At 59.7% G+C, this 17,670-nt stretch carries 16 protein-coding genes and 2 pseudogenes; 13 read left to right on the top strand and 5 right to left on the bottom strand.

Translation table 11 applies throughout. The annotated features are described in order from the left end of the window. The first annotated feature begins 41 nt into the window (after positions 1-41). From FOC84_RS10670 to FOC84_RS10625, 10 genes and pseudogenes are all read left to right on the top strand, one after another. Positions 42-662, top strand: coding sequence for a LysE family translocator (locus FOC84_RS10670; protein WP_173144396.1), 621 nt, complete (start codon positions 42-44; stop codon positions 660-662). Positions 663-710: 48 nt separating this feature from the next. Then, positions 711-1,211, top strand: a pseudogene (locus tag FOC84_RS10665) (DNA methyltransferase); the annotation flags it as partial. Then, positions 1,208-1,459, top strand: a complete 252-nt coding sequence (locus FOC84_RS10660) for a hypothetical protein (RefSeq protein WP_173144394.1) — start codon at positions 1,208-1,210, stop codon at positions 1,457-1,459. The pseudogene FOC84_RS10665 and the gene FOC84_RS10660, both read left to right, overlap by 4 nt. Positions 1,460-1,462: 3 nt before the next feature. Then, a complete protein-coding gene (locus tag FOC84_RS10655) occupies positions 1,463-1,657 on the top strand; it encodes a DUF6900 domain-containing protein (RefSeq protein WP_173144393.1) in 195 nt (64 codons plus the stop codon). 509 nt (positions 1,658-2,166) lie between these two features. Then, the gene (locus FOC84_RS10650) at positions 2,167-2,604 is read left to right on the top strand and encodes a hypothetical protein (protein WP_173144392.1); all 438 of its coding nucleotides are present in this window, start codon (positions 2,167-2,169) and stop codon (positions 2,602-2,604) included. An 84-nt stretch (positions 2,605-2,688) separates the two neighbouring features. Then, complete coding sequence (locus FOC84_RS10645) at positions 2,689-2,838, top strand: hypothetical protein (protein WP_173144391.1); 150 nt, start codon at positions 2,689-2,691, stop codon at positions 2,836-2,838. Between the two features lie 31 nt (positions 2,839-2,869). Further along, positions 2,870-4,855: a ParB/RepB/Spo0J family partition protein gene (locus FOC84_RS10640; protein WP_173144390.1), complete on the top strand. Its 1,986-nt coding sequence runs from the start codon at positions 2,870-2,872 to the stop codon at positions 4,853-4,855. A gap of 99 nt (positions 4,856-4,954) precedes the next feature. Further along, on the top strand, positions 4,955-5,266 hold the full coding sequence (locus tag FOC84_RS10635; RefSeq protein WP_173144389.1) for a transcriptional regulator: 312 nt from the start codon (positions 4,955-4,957) through the stop codon (positions 5,264-5,266). Beyond that, positions 5,259-5,540 (top strand): BrnA antitoxin family protein, encoded by a 282-nt coding sequence (locus FOC84_RS10630; RefSeq protein WP_173144388.1) that lies wholly within the window; start codon positions 5,259-5,261, stop codon positions 5,538-5,540. Before FOC84_RS10635 ends, FOC84_RS10630 begins: the two co-directional genes overlap by 8 nt. A 50-nt stretch (positions 5,541-5,590) precedes the next feature. Next, positions 5,591-5,884, top strand: coding sequence for a HigA family addiction module antitoxin (locus tag FOC84_RS10625; protein ID WP_173144387.1), 294 nt, complete (start codon positions 5,591-5,593; stop codon positions 5,882-5,884). 71 nt (positions 5,885-5,955) lie between these two features. Here the strand turns inward: FOC84_RS10625 and FOC84_RS10620 are convergent. Further along, positions 5,956-7,323: pseudogene (locus FOC84_RS10620) on the bottom strand (IS3 family transposase). Positions 7,324-8,426: 1,103 nt separating this feature from the next. Here FOC84_RS10620 and FOC84_RS10615 point away from each other — a divergent pair. Genes FOC84_RS10615 through FOC84_RS10605 form a run of 3 tightly spaced genes read left to right on the top strand, consistent with a single transcriptional unit; the run spans position 8,427 to position 11,667 of the window. Beyond that, on the top strand, positions 8,427-9,590 hold the full coding sequence (locus FOC84_RS10615) for a CBASS cGAMP synthase (protein WP_173144386.1): 1,164 nt from the start codon (positions 8,427-8,429) through the stop codon (positions 9,588-9,590). After that, positions 9,587-11,203 carry a ThiF family adenylyltransferase gene (locus tag FOC84_RS10610; RefSeq protein ID WP_173144385.1) on the top strand — a complete coding sequence of 539 codons (1,617 nt, stop codon included), beginning with the start codon at positions 9,587-9,589 and terminating at the stop codon, positions 11,201-11,203. The genes FOC84_RS10615 and FOC84_RS10610 overlap by 4 nt, the downstream gene beginning before the upstream one ends. Then, the gene (locus FOC84_RS10605; protein WP_173144384.1) at positions 11,182-11,667 is read left to right on the top strand and encodes a Mov34/MPN/PAD-1 family protein; all 486 of its coding nucleotides are present in this window, start codon (positions 11,182-11,184) and stop codon (positions 11,665-11,667) included. The genes FOC84_RS10610 and FOC84_RS10605 overlap by 22 nt, the downstream gene beginning before the upstream one ends. 451 nt (positions 11,668-12,118) lie before the next feature. On the opposite strand, the gene FOC84_RS10600 is transcribed toward FOC84_RS10605, so the two are convergent. From FOC84_RS10600 to FOC84_RS10585, 4 genes are all read right to left on the bottom strand, one after another. After that, on the bottom strand, positions 12,119-13,117 hold the full coding sequence (locus tag FOC84_RS10600; RefSeq protein ID WP_173144383.1) for a CBASS cGAMP-activated phospholipase: 999 nt from the start codon (positions 13,115-13,117) through the stop codon (positions 12,119-12,121). A gap of 298 nt (positions 13,118-13,415) precedes the next feature. Continuing rightward, positions 13,416-14,042: a tyrosine-type recombinase/integrase gene (locus FOC84_RS10595; RefSeq protein ID WP_173144382.1), complete on the bottom strand. Its 627-nt coding sequence runs from the start codon at positions 14,040-14,042 to the stop codon at positions 13,416-13,418. A gap of 497 nt (positions 14,043-14,539) precedes the next feature. Further along, positions 14,540-15,997: a DUF1254 domain-containing protein gene (locus FOC84_RS10590; protein WP_173144381.1), complete on the bottom strand. Its 1,458-nt coding sequence runs from the start codon at positions 15,995-15,997 to the stop codon at positions 14,540-14,542. Positions 15,998-16,059: 62 nt separating this feature from the next. Continuing rightward, positions 16,060-17,583 carry a DUF1254 domain-containing protein gene (locus tag FOC84_RS10585; protein WP_173144380.1) on the bottom strand — a complete coding sequence of 508 codons (1,524 nt, stop codon included), beginning with the start codon at positions 17,581-17,583 and terminating at the stop codon, positions 16,060-16,062. Between the last annotated feature and the right edge of the window lie 87 nt (positions 17,584-17,670).

The following is a 17,670-nucleotide window of genomic DNA, read 5'->3' as shown; positions in this document are numbered from 1 at the left end:
AGAAAACAATAGAGCTTACCATTTAGCTCAAGGGATTCATCATGTTCGGTATTCAGAACTACAGCAGTTTTATCGTGGCCATCCTCATCTTTCAGGCTGTTCCCGGCGCAGGCACAATCGCGATCTTGGACGCTACCGCTCGCTACGGCCGGAAAACGGGCTTAGCGTCCGTTGCTGGGACTCTCGTGGGTGACTTCATTTTCATGATTGCGGCGGCCGCGGGACTTGCGGCCGTATTGCAGGCTAATCCACTCCTGTTCCGGGGACTGCAGTGGTTTGGTGCTGCTTATCTTTGTTGGATGGGAATCAAGCTCTTCGGGAAGAAATTCCAGAACGGGGGGACGACGTCAAAAGGACCGTCATCGCGGTGGAAGTACTTTCGACGCGCACTGGGTGTCAGCCTCACGAATCCCAAGGTTGTGCTGTTCTTCGTGGCCTTCTTCCCGTTGTTCATGAACCCCGGGGCGCATATTTCGACCCTGGCGATCATGATGCTGCACGTCTCGTTCCTCAGCCTTGTCTACCAAGCCCTATTGGTCTTTGTGGGGAATGACATCTCTGTCCGCCTGAAGTCCTTTCCCTCCGCAAGAAGGCTCGCCACTTGGACTGCTGGCCTGGCGCTGGTCGGTTTGAGCTTGAAGCTGTTGGCAAACAGCCGTTGAGGCCGCGAAGTTTGAGCATCAGCAGGCCAGGGCCTTTGCGACGAATGATGGCTTGCGCCGGCGTTCAAGCAGATTCACCGCGTCATGCGCGACGACACCTTGTGCATTTCGTTCTACGGCTGGAATCGGGTTGATCGTTTCTTTGCCGCCTGGCGGGCGGCAGGCCTGCGCGCCGTGGGTCATATCGTGTTTGCCAAGCAGTACCAATCCAAGGCCCGGTTTCTCGGGTATCGCCATGAGGCCGCCTACTTGCTGGCCAAGGGACAGCCGCCCGTGCCGGAAAAGCCGCTTCCCGACGTGATGCCCTGGAAGTATTCGGGCAACCGCCACCACCCGACGCAAAAGCCCGTCGAATGCTTGGCGCCCCTCATTGAAGCATTCACGCAGCCGCGGGGGATTGTCCTGGACCCCTTCGCCGGCTCCGGCTCGACGTGTGTTGCTGCGCGCCAAGTCGGCCGCCGCTTCTACGGCATTGAGATGGATCCGAAGTATCACGCAGCCGCCATGGAGCGTTTGCACCTGGCCAACCAAGAGAGGATTGCAGCATGAACCAACTGACCAACGACAACGCGGGCTTGCTCGCATATCTCAGGGGCTACGGCCGCAACAACCCGGAGGGCTTGGAGGATATCGCGGCCTATCCGGGCTGGGCGTTCCTTGCCTCGAACGATGCCCAGCGCCGTATGGAGAAAATCCTTGAGTCCTTGCCTCTACACGAGGTGATGGCCATTGCGAACCACGAAATAGACCTCAACGAGTTAGCCCGCCAGGTGCTGGCCGAACAGAGCGCGGAATAGATCATGGCAAAACCGATGCTGTCCGAAGCTGCGCAGCAAGAACTATTGCGGATTGCGCGCCAGCATTTGTTCTTGGAGACACTGGAAACCCGAAAGCACGGCAGTCTGGATTTCAAGGAGCAGGCGGTCTGGTGCATTCGGGATGCCCTAGAGGCGGCATATCTGGCCGGGATGATGGATCACCACCGATCCGAATAGCGCCGAAGGCGCGTAAGCCAGCGGCCCGGCACACGTCGGTGCGGCCGCTGGCGGCCAACGCGAATAGAGGGCCGTCGCCTGCGGCGCCGACCAGTGCCACCCCGGCCGAACTGCGAAAGTTAGAGCCCGCGCCGGAGGGCGCGGGCTAGGGGCGCTCGCCGCGCGGCCGGCCCGGGATCGCTATCGAGCAGGCGCAATGCCTGTCCTGGCAGTTCGTCGCCCTAAATCCGCCGACTGTATCACTGCGTTCCTCGTTCCAAGGGGTTCGCTGCGCCGGATGCGCGCCCGTTCGGTGCTCGGCCTCTGGCCTGCGCTCCGCATGCGGCCTGTGCTCCGCCCCTTTCCAGTCGTCGCTCCGTGATCCAGATCGGCAAGGGCGACGAACTACCAGGACGGGCGGCATACAACGCGCAGCCGCCGAACTGCGAAACCCGATCCGAAAACCTACGCAGGGGCTCGGAATCTTCAGTCCAGGTCAGCACAACAGACCATTTTTCGGGAGATCCAAGATGTGTTCCAAGCAAGCCAACAAAGCGGTCAAGCCGGAGCATCGGCTCATTAGCCTCTACACGTTGTCGAATTGCGCGGAATCGGAGCAGACACGGCAGGCGCTCGTCAACCGTGGCATTTCCTTTTCGGAGCGCAGCGCAGCTGATCAATCGCCGCCGGCCTCGCCTGTTGTGGCCACCATCGTCAAAGGCCAAATCGTTGCGTGGACGGGACACCGGCCCGACATGATCGAACTGCTTGCCGACCTTCTGGACCTGGGGCCGGTCCCGGAAGGCGGCCTGGCCTACCTGGAGCAAGCCGAAGAGGCGGTGTTGACCCGATTTCAGGTCCTGGTCGAGATCGAAAGCCATCAATTGAACCACCAGGACTTTTTCGACGACTGCGGCGATCACCCGCTGTATCGGGGTTCCACGCTGCTGAATTGGCTGGGCTACTGAGCCCTACTTGAAATGAAAAGGCCCCGTCCGGCGGCAACCGGCGAGGCCTGCATCCCAACCCCCCCCCTAGCAAGGAGAACTGCGATGAACCACGACTTTATCAGATTGGCGAACGACATGCGACGTGCCCATGCCCTGGGCCTGCCTTTCCGCATCCCGGCAATGACCATGCGCGACCTCGCTGCACTTTTCGCGTTCGTGCAAGACGTTCCGGCCTCCGCGCAGTTGCACTGATCCAGATAATTCGACCCCAGGAGTACAAGCAATGAAATTCGATTCCAAGGAACTTGCCGCCATCCACGCTGCCAGCATCCGCACTGAGATTCCGTATGCGCAACTGCGTCTCAGCGAAACCTATCAGGCTCGTCGCCCGCAGGATGCGGAGCAGGATCCGGAAATCCTGGAACTGAAGGCGACGATTAAGGCGATGGGCGGCGTCCTGCATAACCTCGTGGTTGTCGCCTGCGCTGATGGCACCTATGAGGTTTGCGCCGGCGGTCGTCGCTGGACCTCCATAGGCTTGCTGATTGAGGAAGGGACATTTCCCGCCGACTATGTTGTGCCGTGCCTCATCATCCCGGCCGAGTTTGCGCACCATGCCAGCCTCATCGAGAACATCGGCCGTAAGGCCATGCACCCGGCGGACACGTTTGAGAGCTATGCCCGCCTGCGTAGCGAGAACTGGACTATCGAAGCGATTGCGGCGGCGCACGGCGCTACGGAATCCGCCGTGAAGAAGCTCCTGGCGCTGGGTAATGTGTCGCCCACGCTGATGCAGCTGTTTCGGGATGGAAAGATCGAGCTACCGGAAATGCAAGCGCTTGCCTCCGTTTCCGATCATGCCCGGCAAGAAGCTGCCTGGAAGGCGGTGAAACAGCAGTATTGGAACCGGGATGACGCGATCCGCAATCTGCTTTCGGAAACCGAGATGCGGGGCGACTCGCCTGCTGCTCGATATGTCACTGTCGCCGCCTACGAGAAGGCGGGCGGGGAGGTGCGCCGCGATCTTTTCGAGGACGACACGTATCTGGCCGACCCGGAGAAAGTACGCACGATGGCAGAGACGAAGATGCAGCGGTCCAAGCTTGCGAAGGGCGTAGCAGGGGAGGGCTGGCTGTGGGTCGAGTACCGCGTTTCCTTTGAGCATGCAGACAAGAAGCCCTTTGGCGAGATCCAGCGCGTGCGGCAGGAGCCGAGCAAAGAGCAAGCCAAGCGCATTGATGGCCTGAGGAAGAAAATCGAAGCGGCCCAGGCCAAGCTGGCCGAACTGCGCTCGGTGGAGGGATACGACGAGGCCGACCTGAACAAGGTGCGCGGCCTGATACGCGGTTACGAGGGAGAGCTTCGCGTCATCGAGAGCGAGCTTCTCGACTATCCGGCGAACTTGAAGGCATTGGCCGGTGTGGTTCTGCACCTGGACCATCAAGGCGACCTGACGGCCACGCGCGGCCTGATCCGCCAGGATGAGCGCGATGCGGTGTCGCAAATTTTGCGGACCAAGGCGGGCGGGGCAGGGGCGGCGCAGGCCGTGGATCTGCCCCCGGTCAAGACGCGCCCGGTACATTCGGAAGCGCTGACGAACCGCCTGCAAGCACAGCGCGTTATTGCCCTGCAGGCTGAGGTCATGATCCGCCCCAATCTAGCCCTGTGCCTGCTGGTGGAACAGATGCTGGGTGATATTGACTGGACCCGCCGCAGCGCCAGCGGTGATACTTTCGATTTCTCGGCACGGTCGGCACATCACGAATTGACGAACACGGATCCGGAAATCAAGGACAGCGCCGCTTGGGCGACCGTGCAGGAGCAAATCGCACTGGTGACGAAGGACATACCCGAGGACGACGGCGCAGTCCTGCCCTGGCTTCTGGCGCAGGCGCAGGCCGACGTTATCGACATGCTTGCAGTGTTGATCAGTGCGACGATTTATCGTCATCGCAGCCATGCGCACGGCACGGAAACCGGACACCTTGACCGGCTGGCCGAAATTGTCGGCCTGGACATGAGCAAATGGTGGCAACCCACGGCCCAATCCTATCTGGCGCACGTGTCCAAGGAGCGGATCGCTGCGGTTGTGACGCAAGCCACCGACGCAGAGCAAGCCCAGCCCCTTTTGGCGATGAAGAAGGCCCAGGCGGCGGCCGCTGCTGAGGAACTGCTGGCGGGGAAGGGCTGGGTTCCTGAACTGATGCGCACTCAACCCCTTCTGACCGAAATGGCGGTGGAGCATCCCATGGGCGAGATGGAGGCGTAAGAAGGATGCCCGCCCGAGAGGAAACCGCGGGCGGGCATGTCGTCGCCTCGTTGGATGGGAAGCCTTGCGTCAATATTAAATTGTTAGTACAATTAATTTATGCTAACCGTGATCGAAACCGATGAATTCAGCGCCTGGTCCGCGAAGGTGTGGAGCGACTCCGAACGGGAGGCATTTGTGGATTGGATTGCAGCCAATCCGGAAGCGGGGGATGTGATCCCCGGTTCGGGGGGATGCAGAAAGGTGCGATGGTCTCGCGCCGGGATGGGCAAGCGCGGTGGTGCCCGAGTGATCTATTACCTCAGATTGGCGAGCGGTGAGGTTGTGCTGCTCATCGTGTACGCGAAGGCCAAGTTCGATAACCTCCCCGCCTCGTTTCTCGCCAAACTCAAGGAGTGCTTTGATGCCTAAGAAAGTTGATACTGAGATGGCCGAGTTTGAGGCTGCGTTGCTGCGCAGCGCCAAGCAGGCTGTTGACGGTAAATATGCTCGCGTGCATTCGCCGGACGAGATTGTGCGGCGGCGTGGCCGTCCTGTTGGAAGCACTGCCGCAGTTCGCAAGTCGGCTACTACTATCCGTCTTGACGAGGAAGTCTTGTCGGCATTCAAGGCTACCGGGCAAGGCTGGCAAACTCGCATGAACAACGCGTTGAAGGACTGGTTGAAAACCCACCAGCTAACCTGACTGTTGCGCATGTGACGCGAGCGCGGGAAGTATGGCGACGAGGAATCGAGATGGCACGCTACCTACCGCATCCGGGCGAAATTCTCCGAGAGGACGTTATCGCGGTCCTGGGTCTATCCGTGACTGAAGCCGCCGCACGGCTGGCCATGTCTCGGGCGGCGCTGGCCCGCGTCCTCAATGGTAAGGCCGGTATCAGCCCTGACCTCGCGGTCCGGCTGGAACAGGCCGGGGCTAGCACCGCCCAGGCATGGGTGGCGATGCAGGCCAATTACGACTTATGGCAGGCATTGCAGCGTGAGCAACCTCCTGTTCGGCCGCTGGCCGATCTGGCTGACGCGCCCTAACCGCCCACAACACCCGCCAATGCAAAAGGCCGCCCTAGTGAACTGACCCCCAGAAGTTGGATGGTCAGAAGCTAAGGCCCGAAGGCCTGAGTTCGGTATTGCACCGGGCTCAGGCCTTTCAGCTTGAGCTTGATGCGATCGTGATTGTAGTAACGGATGTACTGGCGTATGCCGGCCTGCAACTGGTCGACACTCTCGAAGCGGTTCAGGTGGAAGAACTCGGCCTTGAGCGTGCCGAAGAAGCTTTCCATGGCGGCATTGTCCAGGCAGTTTCCCTTGCGTGACATGCTCTGCGTAATCGACCGTGCTTGCAGCATCCGACGGTAATAGGGTTGCTGGTATTGCCAACCCTGGTCGGAGTGCACAACAGGACGGTCCCCTGGCCTGAGTCGAGCCAACGCTTTCTTCAGCATGTTGCCCACAAGCTGGAACAGCGGCCGGCGGCTGGTCTCGTAGGCCAGGATCTCGCCGTTGTACAGGTCCATGACCGGCGACAAGTACAGCTTCTCACCGTGCACATTGAACTCGGTCACGTCGGTGACCCACTTCTGGTTGGGCCTGTTGGCCTCGAACTGGCGTGCCAGCAGGTTCGGCGCCACGCGGCCCACCTCGCCTCGGTACGAACGATATTTCTTCGGGCGTACCAAGGATCTCAGCCCGAGCGTCTGCATCAGTTTTTGCACCGTCTTGTGGTTCACGCACTGCCCCGTCTGGGCGCAACACGGCTGTGATGCGCCGGTAGCCGTAGCGGCCCTTGTGGCGTGCGTAGACAGCACGGATCCTGTCTTTGATCTCGGCATGCTTGTCGGCAGCTTCAGCCACCTTGACCTGGTAGTAATACGTGCTGCGCGCCAGACTGGCCGCCTTGAGTAAGGCTGCCAACGGATGTTGCTGCCTCAACCCAGTCACGGCTTGCGCTTTTTCTGCGCAGCCGCACGCTTCTTTTCCTGGATCAAGGCATCGAGTTTTTTTAAGTACGCGACCTCGGCGCGCAATTCGATCAACTCCTGGTTCTGCCGGGCAATGATCTGCTTGTCGTCCAGTTCGGTAAAGGGGACGTCGGGCTTGGCTGGCTTGGTGCTCATGGTCTTGGGGCGACCCTTGGGAAGGGGCCGCAGTGCGTCGATACCTCCAGCATGATACTGGCGTGCCCATTTGCCAATATGGCCTGCGCAGCGAATGTCAAACGCTACCGCCGTCTGGGCCAGGGACCATTGCTCGCGCCACATCCGCTTGAGCACCTTGAGCTTGAACTCCGCGTCATAGCTTGAACTCTTGCGGCGCAGCCCGGACATGCCGTGGGCTTGGTAACCGTTCACCCACCGCCTCACCGCCGCATAATCAAGTCCATGGCGAGCTGCAATCAACTTGCAGCCCCCGGACCCTGACAGATACTGCCTCACTACCTCGAGCTTGAAGCCCTCGTCGTACTTCGCCATGTAAAAACCCCCGAAGGTTGGATCAACGTCCAACTTTCGGGGGTCAGTTCATAGGCGGCCTTTTGCATTGGTTGTGGCGGTGGTTTCATGCGGGGCGGCCATTCCCACCGGCTGCGCCGGCGGGGCCGTCCTGCGGACTTCGTGAGCGTCCCCCGGACGCTCACAGGTGCCCTTAAGGTCCCCGCCGCCAGGGCGGCGGCGGATCCCTTAAAGCCACCACACAGAACGCACCCCGCGGGTGCCGCTATCTCTTTGATTTATTGTGATTCCTCTTGAGGAGAGTGCTTTTCCTTTGTATGACACCGAAAGCCTCCGACGACACCCAAGTCCGCGGCGCATATGGCATTCTTTCAACTTTCACTTGTACACAAACGGCGACGAAAGAGACTTTCCAGATCAGAAATGCGCCAAAACTCCGGTGACGTCTACATTCAGTCTACTGTTTGTCTACACAGTGTCGCCTGCTGTCTGCCGACTGTCTACGTGTTGTGACTTTGTGACTACGAATTATCTACAGGATGTCCACGTAAAGAGGGTTGTGGCTGCCCGCCGGGAGCAGCCCGGACTGCGCAGCGCTTCGTTCTGAAGGCGCCGAAGGACGAGGTCCATTCAGCTTATGACGTGGTTCACTGAAGCTGGCCTGAAGCCAGAGCGGAGCCTCATCCGCGCCGACCGCTATCGACCCAAAGCAGCCATTGGGATTCCGTATGCTTTGCACGGCGAGCCATCCTTGGGCATCGTGCTGCGAACGGTCACGAAATAGTGCATTACTGCCATTAAAATGACGGATTCGCGCGCATGCCTGAGATGCAAAGTCAGGCTCTGTTTGTTTTGCGCTTAGATTAAACACAGCTCTGTGCTGGCACTACGGACGCTTGCAAGTTGTTTGAGCAGCGCCTTCCAAGGCTTATAGGTAATATCCCTATGAGGGGCGTGGGGCTATTGAAAAACCTAACGGCGTCACCACTTTGTTAACGTCGAAATCCTTAGCACGCTTTGGAGCAGTAGTCGGCTTGTCGACTAAAGGGTGAAATGGGTGGCTCGACAACTACAGGCGATGCGTTGGACACGCGTCGTGCCGTCCACCTCATACCCTTCCACCCATGCTGAATCTGAGCGCCCTTTTTTACACAGAAGTCGAATCTGAACCTTGCCTCTTCGGCAATTTGAACCTGCGCGATGACGATCGCAGGGACATCGCCGAAGCCAAGAATGAAGTCCGGTTGGCGCTGCGGGACGGCATCCCCCGTGTCTACGCGGCGGAAGGCCATCCCGGCAAGATCCCTCAACCGCGATTTTTCACCCAGGGCTCCTGGGCGTACAAGACGCTAAACGCTCCGGCGCAGCGGCCCCAGCAGGCCGACGTCGACGACGGATGCTACCTGCCGCTCAGCTTCCTGAACCAGACAGACCACCCCAGTGTCGCAGCCGACGTGTTCTTCGACATGGGGGAAAAGGCCTTGGCTGACCTCGTGTACGAGAAAGGCTGGAAGCTCTCCAGAAAACCCACCTGCATCCGCGTGGAGATCAGCGATCTTGCCCATATCGACATCCCCCTGTACGCAATCCCGGACAAGGAGTTCGATACCCTCGTCAAGGCTGTGAACGTCATGCGCGCGTCTCTCGAGAGTCGCAACGCCGCTGATGCAGTGATGGACAGCTGGGAAGATCTACCCAAGACGAAGGTGCTGCTGGCCCACCGCGAAGAAGGCTGGATGCACTCCGACCCTCGCCCGGTAAAGGAATGGTTCGTCGACCAGGTCGAGACCAGAGGCGAGCAGCTGCGCCGCGTAGTGCGCTACATCAAGGCCTACCGCGACTGGACCTGGAAGTCGGGCGGCCCCAGTTCGATCCTGCTGATGGCGGCGGCGTCGCCCCTGTTCGTAAAACAAGATCGCCGCGATGACCAGGCGCTTGCCGATGTTGTGAAGCAGCTGCCGGCGGCGCTTCGCAAGGGCGTTAGCAACCCAGTTAATTCGAAGGAGTCGCTGACCGACCGTCTACGGGCATCCAGCGATGACGCGGATATGGTTGAACAGGCTGCGCTACAGTTTGAGGATTTGAGCTGCCGCCTTCAGGCCGCCCTAGACGCCGGCAACGCCGAGCAGGCATGCATATGGTTGCAGGACCTGTTCGGGCCGCGCTTCCCTGACCGCCCCGACCGCGTCAAGGAGGCCGCGATGGCCTCGGCCGTTGTAGCCGCCATCGCTTCCTCTCCGGCAATCGCGGGTCCGTCCGAACTGATGGGTCGGACTCGCGCCGGATGAAATTCGCGAAAGTCGCGATTCCAGACCTGACCGCCGCGCTGCAACAGCGTGGCTTTTCCTACGTCGGCCGTGGCTGGAAAGGCTGGTTGATGTTCACCGGCGAGCTCAGGCTGAAGTCGCAGCGCTATCCCTGTGAGATCGCCGTCTCGTCGGCGTTGGACGATTTTCCTCGAGTCTGGCTGACCCCATTGCCCGTTGACAAGCGTGAGTTGCTGCCTCACCTGAGCAAAGATGGATACTTGTGCTACCTGGCTTCGGGCTCGGTTATCTTCGACTTCTTCGACCCTATTCGACAGACATTGGCTTGCTTGGACCGTGCCGAGCAGGTCCTGGAAGACATCTTGGCTGGCGAGATGGTTGATGACCTAGCAGAGGAGTTCCACGTTACCTGGGGTACCACCTCGTGCATGCTGGACGTGAACGAAAGCCGGCCGGGCATCCTCGAGGCCTACACCTTCGGCCAGAAGGTCACATTCGTCACGGACGATAAGGCCCGGACCCGCGCGAAGCTGGAGGCCATTGGCCTTGGGCTGCCCAAGATCGAGTTGTCCGCTTTTCGGGTGTTCACCAAGTCGCCGCCGATGCCGCTGCAGAGCAGCTGGCCGCCGACAACCGTCCAAGCGTTCCTGCAATGGCAGGGCACGCTGGACCCGCTGTGCCGAAAGAAGATCGAGCGGCGGCTCATGGACTTGTTCCGACGGAAGGCGACCCGGGTACTAGTCCTGATCGATTCGCCGGTGGTGCAGTACGGCATCGAGGTGGAGCTGAAGCGCCAATTGGCCAGCGTGGGAACAAAATCGTCCATGCGCGAGGACCTCTACCGCCTGCCAATCCGCAGGATCTCGGTCTATCGCATCGATGACAACTACCTCGCCGGGCGAAACCTCCCCGGCTCGAAGACGCTAGCTGGGCTCAAGGTTGGACTGATTGGATGCGGAACCATCGGAGGCTACCTTGCCGAGATGCTCGCGAAGGCCGGAGCAGGTACCATCGGTGGCAAGCTGACATTGGTGGACATGGGCAGCTTTGAACCCGGCAACCTTGGTCGCCACCGCCTGGGCTTTAACGCCTTACTGGTGAACAAGGCCGAGGCGATGCGCGAAGAGCTTCGTCGCGTCGCGCCTGGGATCGACGTCGTGGCCGTTACCGACAACGCGAAAGAGATGACCCTAGGACCACTGGACCTGCTGATCGACGCCACCGGCGAACAGGGGCTGACTGATTGGCTAACGTGGAAGCACTCAGACAGGGTGCCGTTCCTGACGGCTTGGGTCGAGGGAGCCGGTGTAGCCGTCCGTGCCCTGTTGCAGGCTAAACCCGAGCACGCTTGCGCGCGCTGCGTGTCGCAGCCTCCTATGGCGGATCAATACCGCGTGTTTGACGCACCGCCAAAAGTCGTTTTGAAGGGCCACGGCTGCGAGGGCCTCTACGTTCCCTTCCCGGCGTCCGCCTCGGTGCAGGCGGCTGCGCTTGCGATGGAGATGGTACAGGCCTGGCTGGACGGCGCAGAAACGCCCACCTTCAGGACGCGCGTGCTGGCCCAAGAGCTCAAGGTCCACTTCAGTGACTGCACACCGCCTCGATACAAAGGATGCCCAGCGTGCGCCACGTGAGTGATTGGACGCTCGGCGACGGCAGCCTGTTGCTGAATTTCTCCGACGAGGTCCGCGGAGTGTTCGAGAGGAACGTGCAAGTGGGTGAGCGACCAGAAAGCGGCGGAGTGCTGCTCGGGACCGTCCACGAGCACGGCCTGCTCGTCACCCTGGCCACCACTCCTACGCGTTTAGACCGCCGATTCCGCTACCTCTTTGAGCGGTTGCCATTCGGGCACCGCGCGGTGGCGAAACGCCTCTGGCGCTCCACGGCCGGCACAACCCGCTACATCGGCGAATGGCACACTCACCCGCAGGACATTCCCTCACCCTCGGGCATTGACGTGGACGAATGGCGGAAGCTTGCCAAGCTGCGCGCCGACAAGCGCCCGTTGCTGGCGGTCATCGTGGGTCGTGACGCCCTGCACGTGGAACTGACGCATGGAAACGGCGATCGAGAACAGCTCCAGCCGTACGTTTACTGAGCGCGGAGAGGATCAGCGCTGGCGCATCATGCTCAAACTCGTGTACGACCGCTGAAGTCGGCGTCCAATCTCTTGTTGTGCATCGTCCATTCGACGGTGGTGAACTGCGGGACGACATGGGGGGTGGCGATAGTAAAGACCGGCGTGTACCCCTTGACGATCCCGGCCACCCAGTTTTGGTGGTTGACCACAGAACGGCGATTCGCTGCGTTGCCTGTTTAGGTCGTGATGCCGATGTCGTGCCACTCCATGAGCGCCCGCGAGGCGTGGTCGTTCACCAACTCCACTTCATCGACGATCGGCAGCATCATCAGAAAAGCGAATGCCTCGCTCCAGATCAGCGCCGCCGCATCCTCGTGCGCCGTTTAAGATGCGGGCTCGGCGATGTCTAGTAGCGCATTGAGCCTGCAGAACTTCACGCTGCCACGTCGTGGAGCTGACGCGGACCACGTCAGCCGCTCCGAACCAAGGTCATCTGGGGCTCGTGTCTCAGAAATGGCGCCAACTTCGTGTTGAGGATGTCGCTGGCCGCTTTCTTGCCTAGGGCCATTAGTGTGCGCCGCGCAGCCTCGGTCGCTACGTCCAAGCCGAGGTCTTTGGCCTGCTCGTTTGATGGGAGTGCGTCGAGGCGGAAGTACCGATCCTTCAGCTTGTGCTGCATCAGCTGGTCCACCAACTGCTGCTGCGAAGAGATCGTGACGGAGAAAAGTCGGTTGTCATCCATCCAGCCTTGGATGCCCAGCTCGCGGCCGGACTCGAAGGATAGGGAGTACATGTTGGTCGTCGTGCCGACGCTGAGAATGCGGACGGCATCGCTGGGCACGCCGAAGAAGTGTTCGGCCTCGTGAAGCGCCAGCAGATCCGGGGCATTGGCGTACAGGCCGCCGTCGGCATAGAGCTGGCCGTCAAGTTCGGCCAGCTCGAAGAAGGTTGGGGCCGCCGAAGTGGCCAGCGCCACGTCCACCGCGCGGTACTTCCAGTCGCGGGTCCACTCGGCCTTGTGCCGGGTCTTGAAGACCTGTGGACGTCCGCTGGTGACGTTGACCGCGGGGATGCCGACAGCGTGTGTTGCGTCGTTCAAGGTCGCGTCTTCAGGGATGAGGCTTGTGATCACGTCGCGAAGGGCCTGTGAGCGGTAGCGGGGATGATTCCAGTGCTTTACGATGTCCCAACCCTTGCTGAAAGCGCCCGTCGGCTTATTGCGCGGCGGAAAGATCCTTTCGCCTGACTGCGCGAATGCGTGTACCACCTTCTGCATTGGGACTTCGAACGCTACGGCCAGTGCGATGATCCCACCGATCGAGGTGCCATAGGAAAGGTCAAACCGTCGGCCGATGGGCTCGCCGATGTGCTCTTCTATCTCCTGAAGCGCGCATGCAGTGAAAAGGCCTCGATAGCCTCCGCCCGTCAGTGCCAGCGCCTGAAAGGGCCGATCCTCAGTCCACGCCATGCGTGCGCTCCTCTATTTTGGTATTGGGATTGAGGATAGCAAGGATAGCGCCTGTTAGCTAAAGCAAAAGAACTCGTTGCGGAAACTGGCGATGGCGATTGGTTGCTGTGGGTTGATGTCTCCGCCCGAGCAGCAGACGCTGTTCGGCGAGCTGTTTTATGAGGTATCGCTTGCGACAAAACCAGCCATCAAGCGGACTGATACCGACCATTCGCTTTCAGCCTGAAGCAGTCACTTGCGCGGTTACTCTCAAGGACCGCTTCTGGCCGACAAGCGACTGCTCGCCGGCCGGGATGCATCAAACCTCGGTTTGCTCTGCCATCTCAAGCGCATCGTCGACCTCGATGCCGAGATAGCGAACTGTGCTTTCCAGCTTCGTATGCCCGAGCAGCAGCTGCACCGCCCGAAGATTCTTCGTCCGGCGGTAGATCAGCGAGGCTTTAGTACGGCGCATAGTGTGGGTGCCATATGCGGTATCGTCGAGGCCAATCGATGCGACCCAGCGATGCACAATCCGGGCGTACTGCCGCGTCGACAGATGCGGCGACGTATGCAAACGGCTCGGAAACAGAAAATCCGCCGCCTTTAGCCCTCGCGCCTCGATCCATGCTTCCACGCTCTCACGGGTTTGCTCCGTGATCTCGAATTGCACCGGACGCTGGGTCTTTTGTTGCATGACGGTGGATCTAGCGGCCACGTGGCTTCCGTGACGGATTTCCTGCACCTGCAATCGCGTGAGATCGCACGCTCGAAGCTTGCTATCGATTGCGAGATTGAACATTGCGAGTTCCCGGACGTTCGACGTCATCTGCAGTCTCGTTCGGATTGCCCAAATTTCTCCTAGCTTTAGAGGTGGCTTCTGCCCGGTGAGTTTGCCCTTGTTCCATGGCACACGATGGCCAACGGTGACATTCGCGGATTCCATGACAATCTCCTTTCACGTAAAGGAAGATTCAGTGTGCCCCTACGGAGGGTCGCTATCCGACCCAAAGCGGACCTAGGATTTTTCACACGATAGACTCACCGTTCTTCCATTCTGATACGCGGCGGCTATGCTTTCCCAAATGAACGTCCGACCAGCCTCTCGTGAAGACATCGATTCGACCATTGAATTGGATCCGATTGGCAAGCAGGAACTGGGTAGGAGGGTGTTTATCGCCGATGCGGTGGCCGTTGGCAAATTCCATCTTCGTCGCGATCTACGGCGGAAAAAAAGCCCGCCGTTGGCGGGCTCGTGCGTAGGTGACGAGGCTCTGACGAGAATCCCGCTGGGCTTCGTAACGAAATGGAGGACGACCCTCGGAGCAAGCACTCCGGGGCCATTCTTCGCTAAAGGTCTCAGGCGGACAATTCCATCTAGCGGTCAATTTTTTGCCGGACGTGGACGACCCCTGCAGCGAGGTTCAGGCTTTATCCGAACCCCTAGCGGACCGACTCGAAATCGCCTGGCTTCCAGCTTTTATCGAATGCCGCCGCCTCCGGACCGTAAATTCGGATGTAGGCAAACCAGCCCTTGCCGGGTGCTGTCTTGATCCACTTGCCTTCGTTTCCTTTCGGCGCATTCGGCCCGAAATACAAAATTAGGGGCTTGGTTTTGTCGATGTCCTTCAGCTCGAAAAGCGAACGCAACGCTGCCTTGTCCTGATCAGTCTTTACCTGTGAGCGGGTAGCGGAGTCATAGAGCGTCACTGACCAGAACAGCTTTCCGGGGACTGGTTGCGGGATAGTCAGCGTGTAGTTCTTGCCGCCATCGAGGTAGACCCCGCCGGCGTCGCGGGCTCCGAGCCAGTAAAGAGAGCCCGCGCCGGGATCGCGGCGGAACATGGCCGGTGACGTTACGATGGCTTGAGCGAACCAGCGATCGCGCGCATCAAGGTCGATACCGGCGGGGGTCTCGAATTGCGCGCTACCAGGCACAAGGCCCACCCATTCCCACTGGCGATCGGGCCAGTTTTTCCGGTCGGGACGCTTGCTGTCGAAAGCCGCCACAAGCATCTGATCACGGCCATCTTTGGCTGCTCGGGTCAAAAGCGCTTTCATGCGCTCATCCGGCTTGAAAGCCTTCCCCTTCTCGATGCCAAGTTCAGACAATAGACCGTACATCGGCAGGAAGGTGGGCACCAACGCCTCCTGTTGAATGATCTTGTCGAGTTCCTCCCAGAACTGGAAGTTGTCTTCCCAGCGTAGGGAGGAACTATCCATCGCGTTCTTGGTAGTGTCCACCACTTGCAGTGGGGCGGATTGCGAGCCGTTTTCCGACCAACGGTAGATCTTTATCGTACGCAGGGCATCCAACGCTTTGTCTACGTCTCCGCCCACCGGCATAGCACGTACGGCCAATAGATTCTTCAGCGAATGGGAATGGCCCACGTGGTAGCCATCAGGGACCTTGCCGTCGTAGCCAGGAGGCAGCACCAGGTGCTTGCCGCCTTTACCTGCGTCAGGTCCCGGCAAGCCGAGGTCCTGTACCCAGCCCTGATTGTGATCGTTCACCAGCCCAATGAACGGGCCGGGCGGCAAATCGATCACCACGGGTCCGTCGGTCAGGTCCAGTACTGCGGATCCGTACGGCGTGTCAGAATTCAGCGTAAAGCCCACTTGGCGCGGGCCCGTGGAGGCGATTCCCCATTTCTTGCCATCTTCAATGCCGAGAGCACGATTGCCATCGAAGATGCCCTCGACCGATACCGTGGGGTACCAGAACCTGTAGGCCACTAGGGCCCGTTGCAGATCCGCATCGTCGCGCGCACGTTCCGACGTCTTGGCCGTGGGATAACCTCGCTCAAAGGTATAGGGTGATACTGAGCCTGTTTGCTGGGCGTGTGCAGTCGTAGCCAGAGCCAAAGCCAAGCCTAGAGCGGAGAGCGTGGGACGGTACATGGTTTTATCCTGTTTGGAATCGGTATAGGCCCCGTGATCTGCACGAGGCCCTCCCCTCAGTTTTAACGGCCTTGAGATTGCTGGATGTCGTTCAACTTCCAGGACTTATCGAACCAGGGTTGCAACGGGCCGTAAAGGCGGAAAATCGTCAGCCAGCTTTTGCCCGGAATGGTCTGAATCCAGTTGCTCTCCTTCCCGGCGGGCGCCTTGGGGCCGAAGTAAATATCGACAGAGCCGTCTGGGTTCGTAGCCAGGTTCTTTTCGCTAGAAAGGCTGGGGAACGGTTGATCGGTCTGCAGCATCGAACGTGTTTGCGTGTCGTAAAGCACCACTGACCAGAAGTCCTTTGCCGGGACGCTAGCCGGCACTCGCAGCACATAGTTCTTTCCGCCGTCAAAAGGCTTCCCAGCCGCGTCGAAATTGGCCGCGGCATATTGCGAGCCGATGCCGGGCATGGCCACAGCCATTGCCGGCGTGTCGACGGTCGCAGCATAGAAGAACATGGTACGCGCGTCGAAGTTGCGGGCACCGTTGTTCAACCATTCGTAGCTGCCGCCTACGAAGGGTGTGTTCCAGTGACGGTCGGGATAGATGCGAGTCGCCGGATCTCGATTGGTAAAGTCAATCGCACGAGCGGTTGCATTACCGACCGCCACCGCCTCAGTCAGGATGCGCTTCATTCGCTCGTCGGGCGCGAACGGCTTTCCCTTTTCCATGCCGATCGCCGTGAACAGTCCCGTCATGTCCGGCCCATAAACGCCCGCGGGCTCTTCCTGGATGATCTGGTTCACTTCTTCATAGAACCGGTAGTCATTGGCATGAATGGTGTTCATCACGCGCCCAGACAGATTCACAAATTTCGTGGGTTCCGGCGCGCCAGCGCTGGCATACGGATAGACTTTGAGTCCCGCTTTCAGGCTTTGCACACCGGGCGCTGGGTCGCCATTCTTCATGAATGCCCGACCGAAAAGCAGGTTGCCGTAAGTAGGTGACTTCACGATGTAGTAGCCCTGCGTGGGCAATTCCCCTTGGTAGCCAGGAGGTACGAAGAGGTATTTTCCGCCCTTGCCCTTGTCAGGCCCAGCATTACCCAGATCCACCACGTAGCGGAACCAGAAGTCGTCAACCACGCCCAAGATGTTTGGAGGCGTCTCGACGACGACGGGGCCATCCTTCAGATCCATCCAGTTCCAGAAGTACACGGTCTCGGTATTGGCTGTCAGGAAGAGCGACTTTGAATCCATCAGGGTCTCAAACACGCCAATGGTGTTGCCCACGGCTCCGGCTTCCCGCAAGCCGCTGCGGATGGCCACGAGCGACGCACCGGGGATGCCGTTGAGAAAGGCCTCCACTCCGCGAAGGAAATCCAGATTGTCGAAGACCTTGGCTGCCGTCTGCGGAGTCGGAACGCCGTCGAAAAACTCCAGTTGCCCGATACGCGTTTGAACTTTTTGAGGTGTGGTGATCTGCTCCGGTATCGGGGTGGTCATCTTGTAAGTTGACTGAGGGGCGTTGCTGGCGCAGGCGCTCAAGGTAAGCACGGCGATGCCGACCAGGCCGGGCTTGAACTTTTGAATAGCAGACATGACGACTCCGATTACGCGAAAAGGTGGGGACACTAAACCGCTACAGCGCCCAGGACATTGGCCGCCTGGGCAACGAGAGATATCTCG

The organism is Achromobacter pestifer (assembly GCF_013267355.1).
GTDB lineage: Bacteria > Pseudomonadota > Gammaproteobacteria > Burkholderiales > Burkholderiaceae_B > Achromobacter > Achromobacter pestifer_A.
The sequence above is the reverse complement of the archived record's forward strand: the minus strand, read 5'-3'. Positions and strand labels throughout refer to the sequence as shown.

Excerpts from the sequence above, each read along its gene's own strand:
- FOC84_RS10650 (WP_173144392.1), top strand. The coding sequence starts at position 2,167 with ATGTGTTCCAAGCAAGCCAACAAAGCGGTCAAGCCGGAGCATCGGCTC.
- FOC84_RS10660 (WP_173144394.1), top strand. The coding sequence starts at position 1,208 with ATGAACCAACTGACCAACGACAACGCGGGCTTGCTCGCATATCTCAGG.
- FOC84_RS10635 (WP_173144389.1), top strand. The coding sequence starts at position 4,955 with ATGCTAACCGTGATCGAAACCGATGAATTCAGCGCCTGGTCCGCGAAG.
- FOC84_RS10670 (WP_173144396.1), top strand. The coding sequence starts at position 42 with ATGTTCGGTATTCAGAACTACAGCAGTTTTATCGTGGCCATCCTCATC.
- FOC84_RS10605 (WP_173144384.1), top strand. The coding sequence starts at position 11,182 with ATGCCCAGCGTGCGCCACGTGAGTGATTGGACGCTCGGCGACGGCAGC.
- FOC84_RS10590 (WP_173144381.1), bottom strand. The coding sequence starts at position 15,997 with ATGTACCGTCCCACGCTCTCCGCTCTAGGCTTGGCTTTGGCTCTGGCT.
- FOC84_RS10615 (WP_173144386.1), top strand. The coding sequence starts at position 8,427 with ATGCTGAATCTGAGCGCCCTTTTTTACACAGAAGTCGAATCTGAACCT.
- FOC84_RS10585 (WP_173144380.1), bottom strand. The coding sequence starts at position 17,583 with ATGTCTGCTATTCAAAAGTTCAAGCCCGGCCTGGTCGGCATCGCCGTG.
- FOC84_RS10655 (WP_173144393.1), top strand. The coding sequence starts at position 1,463 with ATGGCAAAACCGATGCTGTCCGAAGCTGCGCAGCAAGAACTATTGCGG.
- FOC84_RS10630 (WP_173144388.1), top strand. The coding sequence starts at position 5,259 with ATGCCTAAGAAAGTTGATACTGAGATGGCCGAGTTTGAGGCTGCGTTG.
- FOC84_RS10595 (WP_173144382.1), bottom strand. The coding sequence starts at position 14,042 with ATGGAATCCGCGAATGTCACCGTTGGCCATCGTGTGCCATGGAACAAG.
- FOC84_RS10625 (WP_173144387.1), top strand. The coding sequence starts at position 5,591 with ATGGCACGCTACCTACCGCATCCGGGCGAAATTCTCCGAGAGGACGTT.
- FOC84_RS10645 (WP_173144391.1), top strand. The coding sequence starts at position 2,689 with ATGAACCACGACTTTATCAGATTGGCGAACGACATGCGACGTGCCCAT.
- FOC84_RS10640 (WP_173144390.1), top strand. The coding sequence starts at position 2,870 with ATGAAATTCGATTCCAAGGAACTTGCCGCCATCCACGCTGCCAGCATC.
- FOC84_RS10610 (WP_173144385.1), top strand. The coding sequence starts at position 9,587 with ATGAAATTCGCGAAAGTCGCGATTCCAGACCTGACCGCCGCGCTGCAA.
- FOC84_RS10600 (WP_173144383.1), bottom strand. The coding sequence starts at position 13,117 with ATGGCGTGGACTGAGGATCGGCCCTTTCAGGCGCTGGCACTGACGGGC.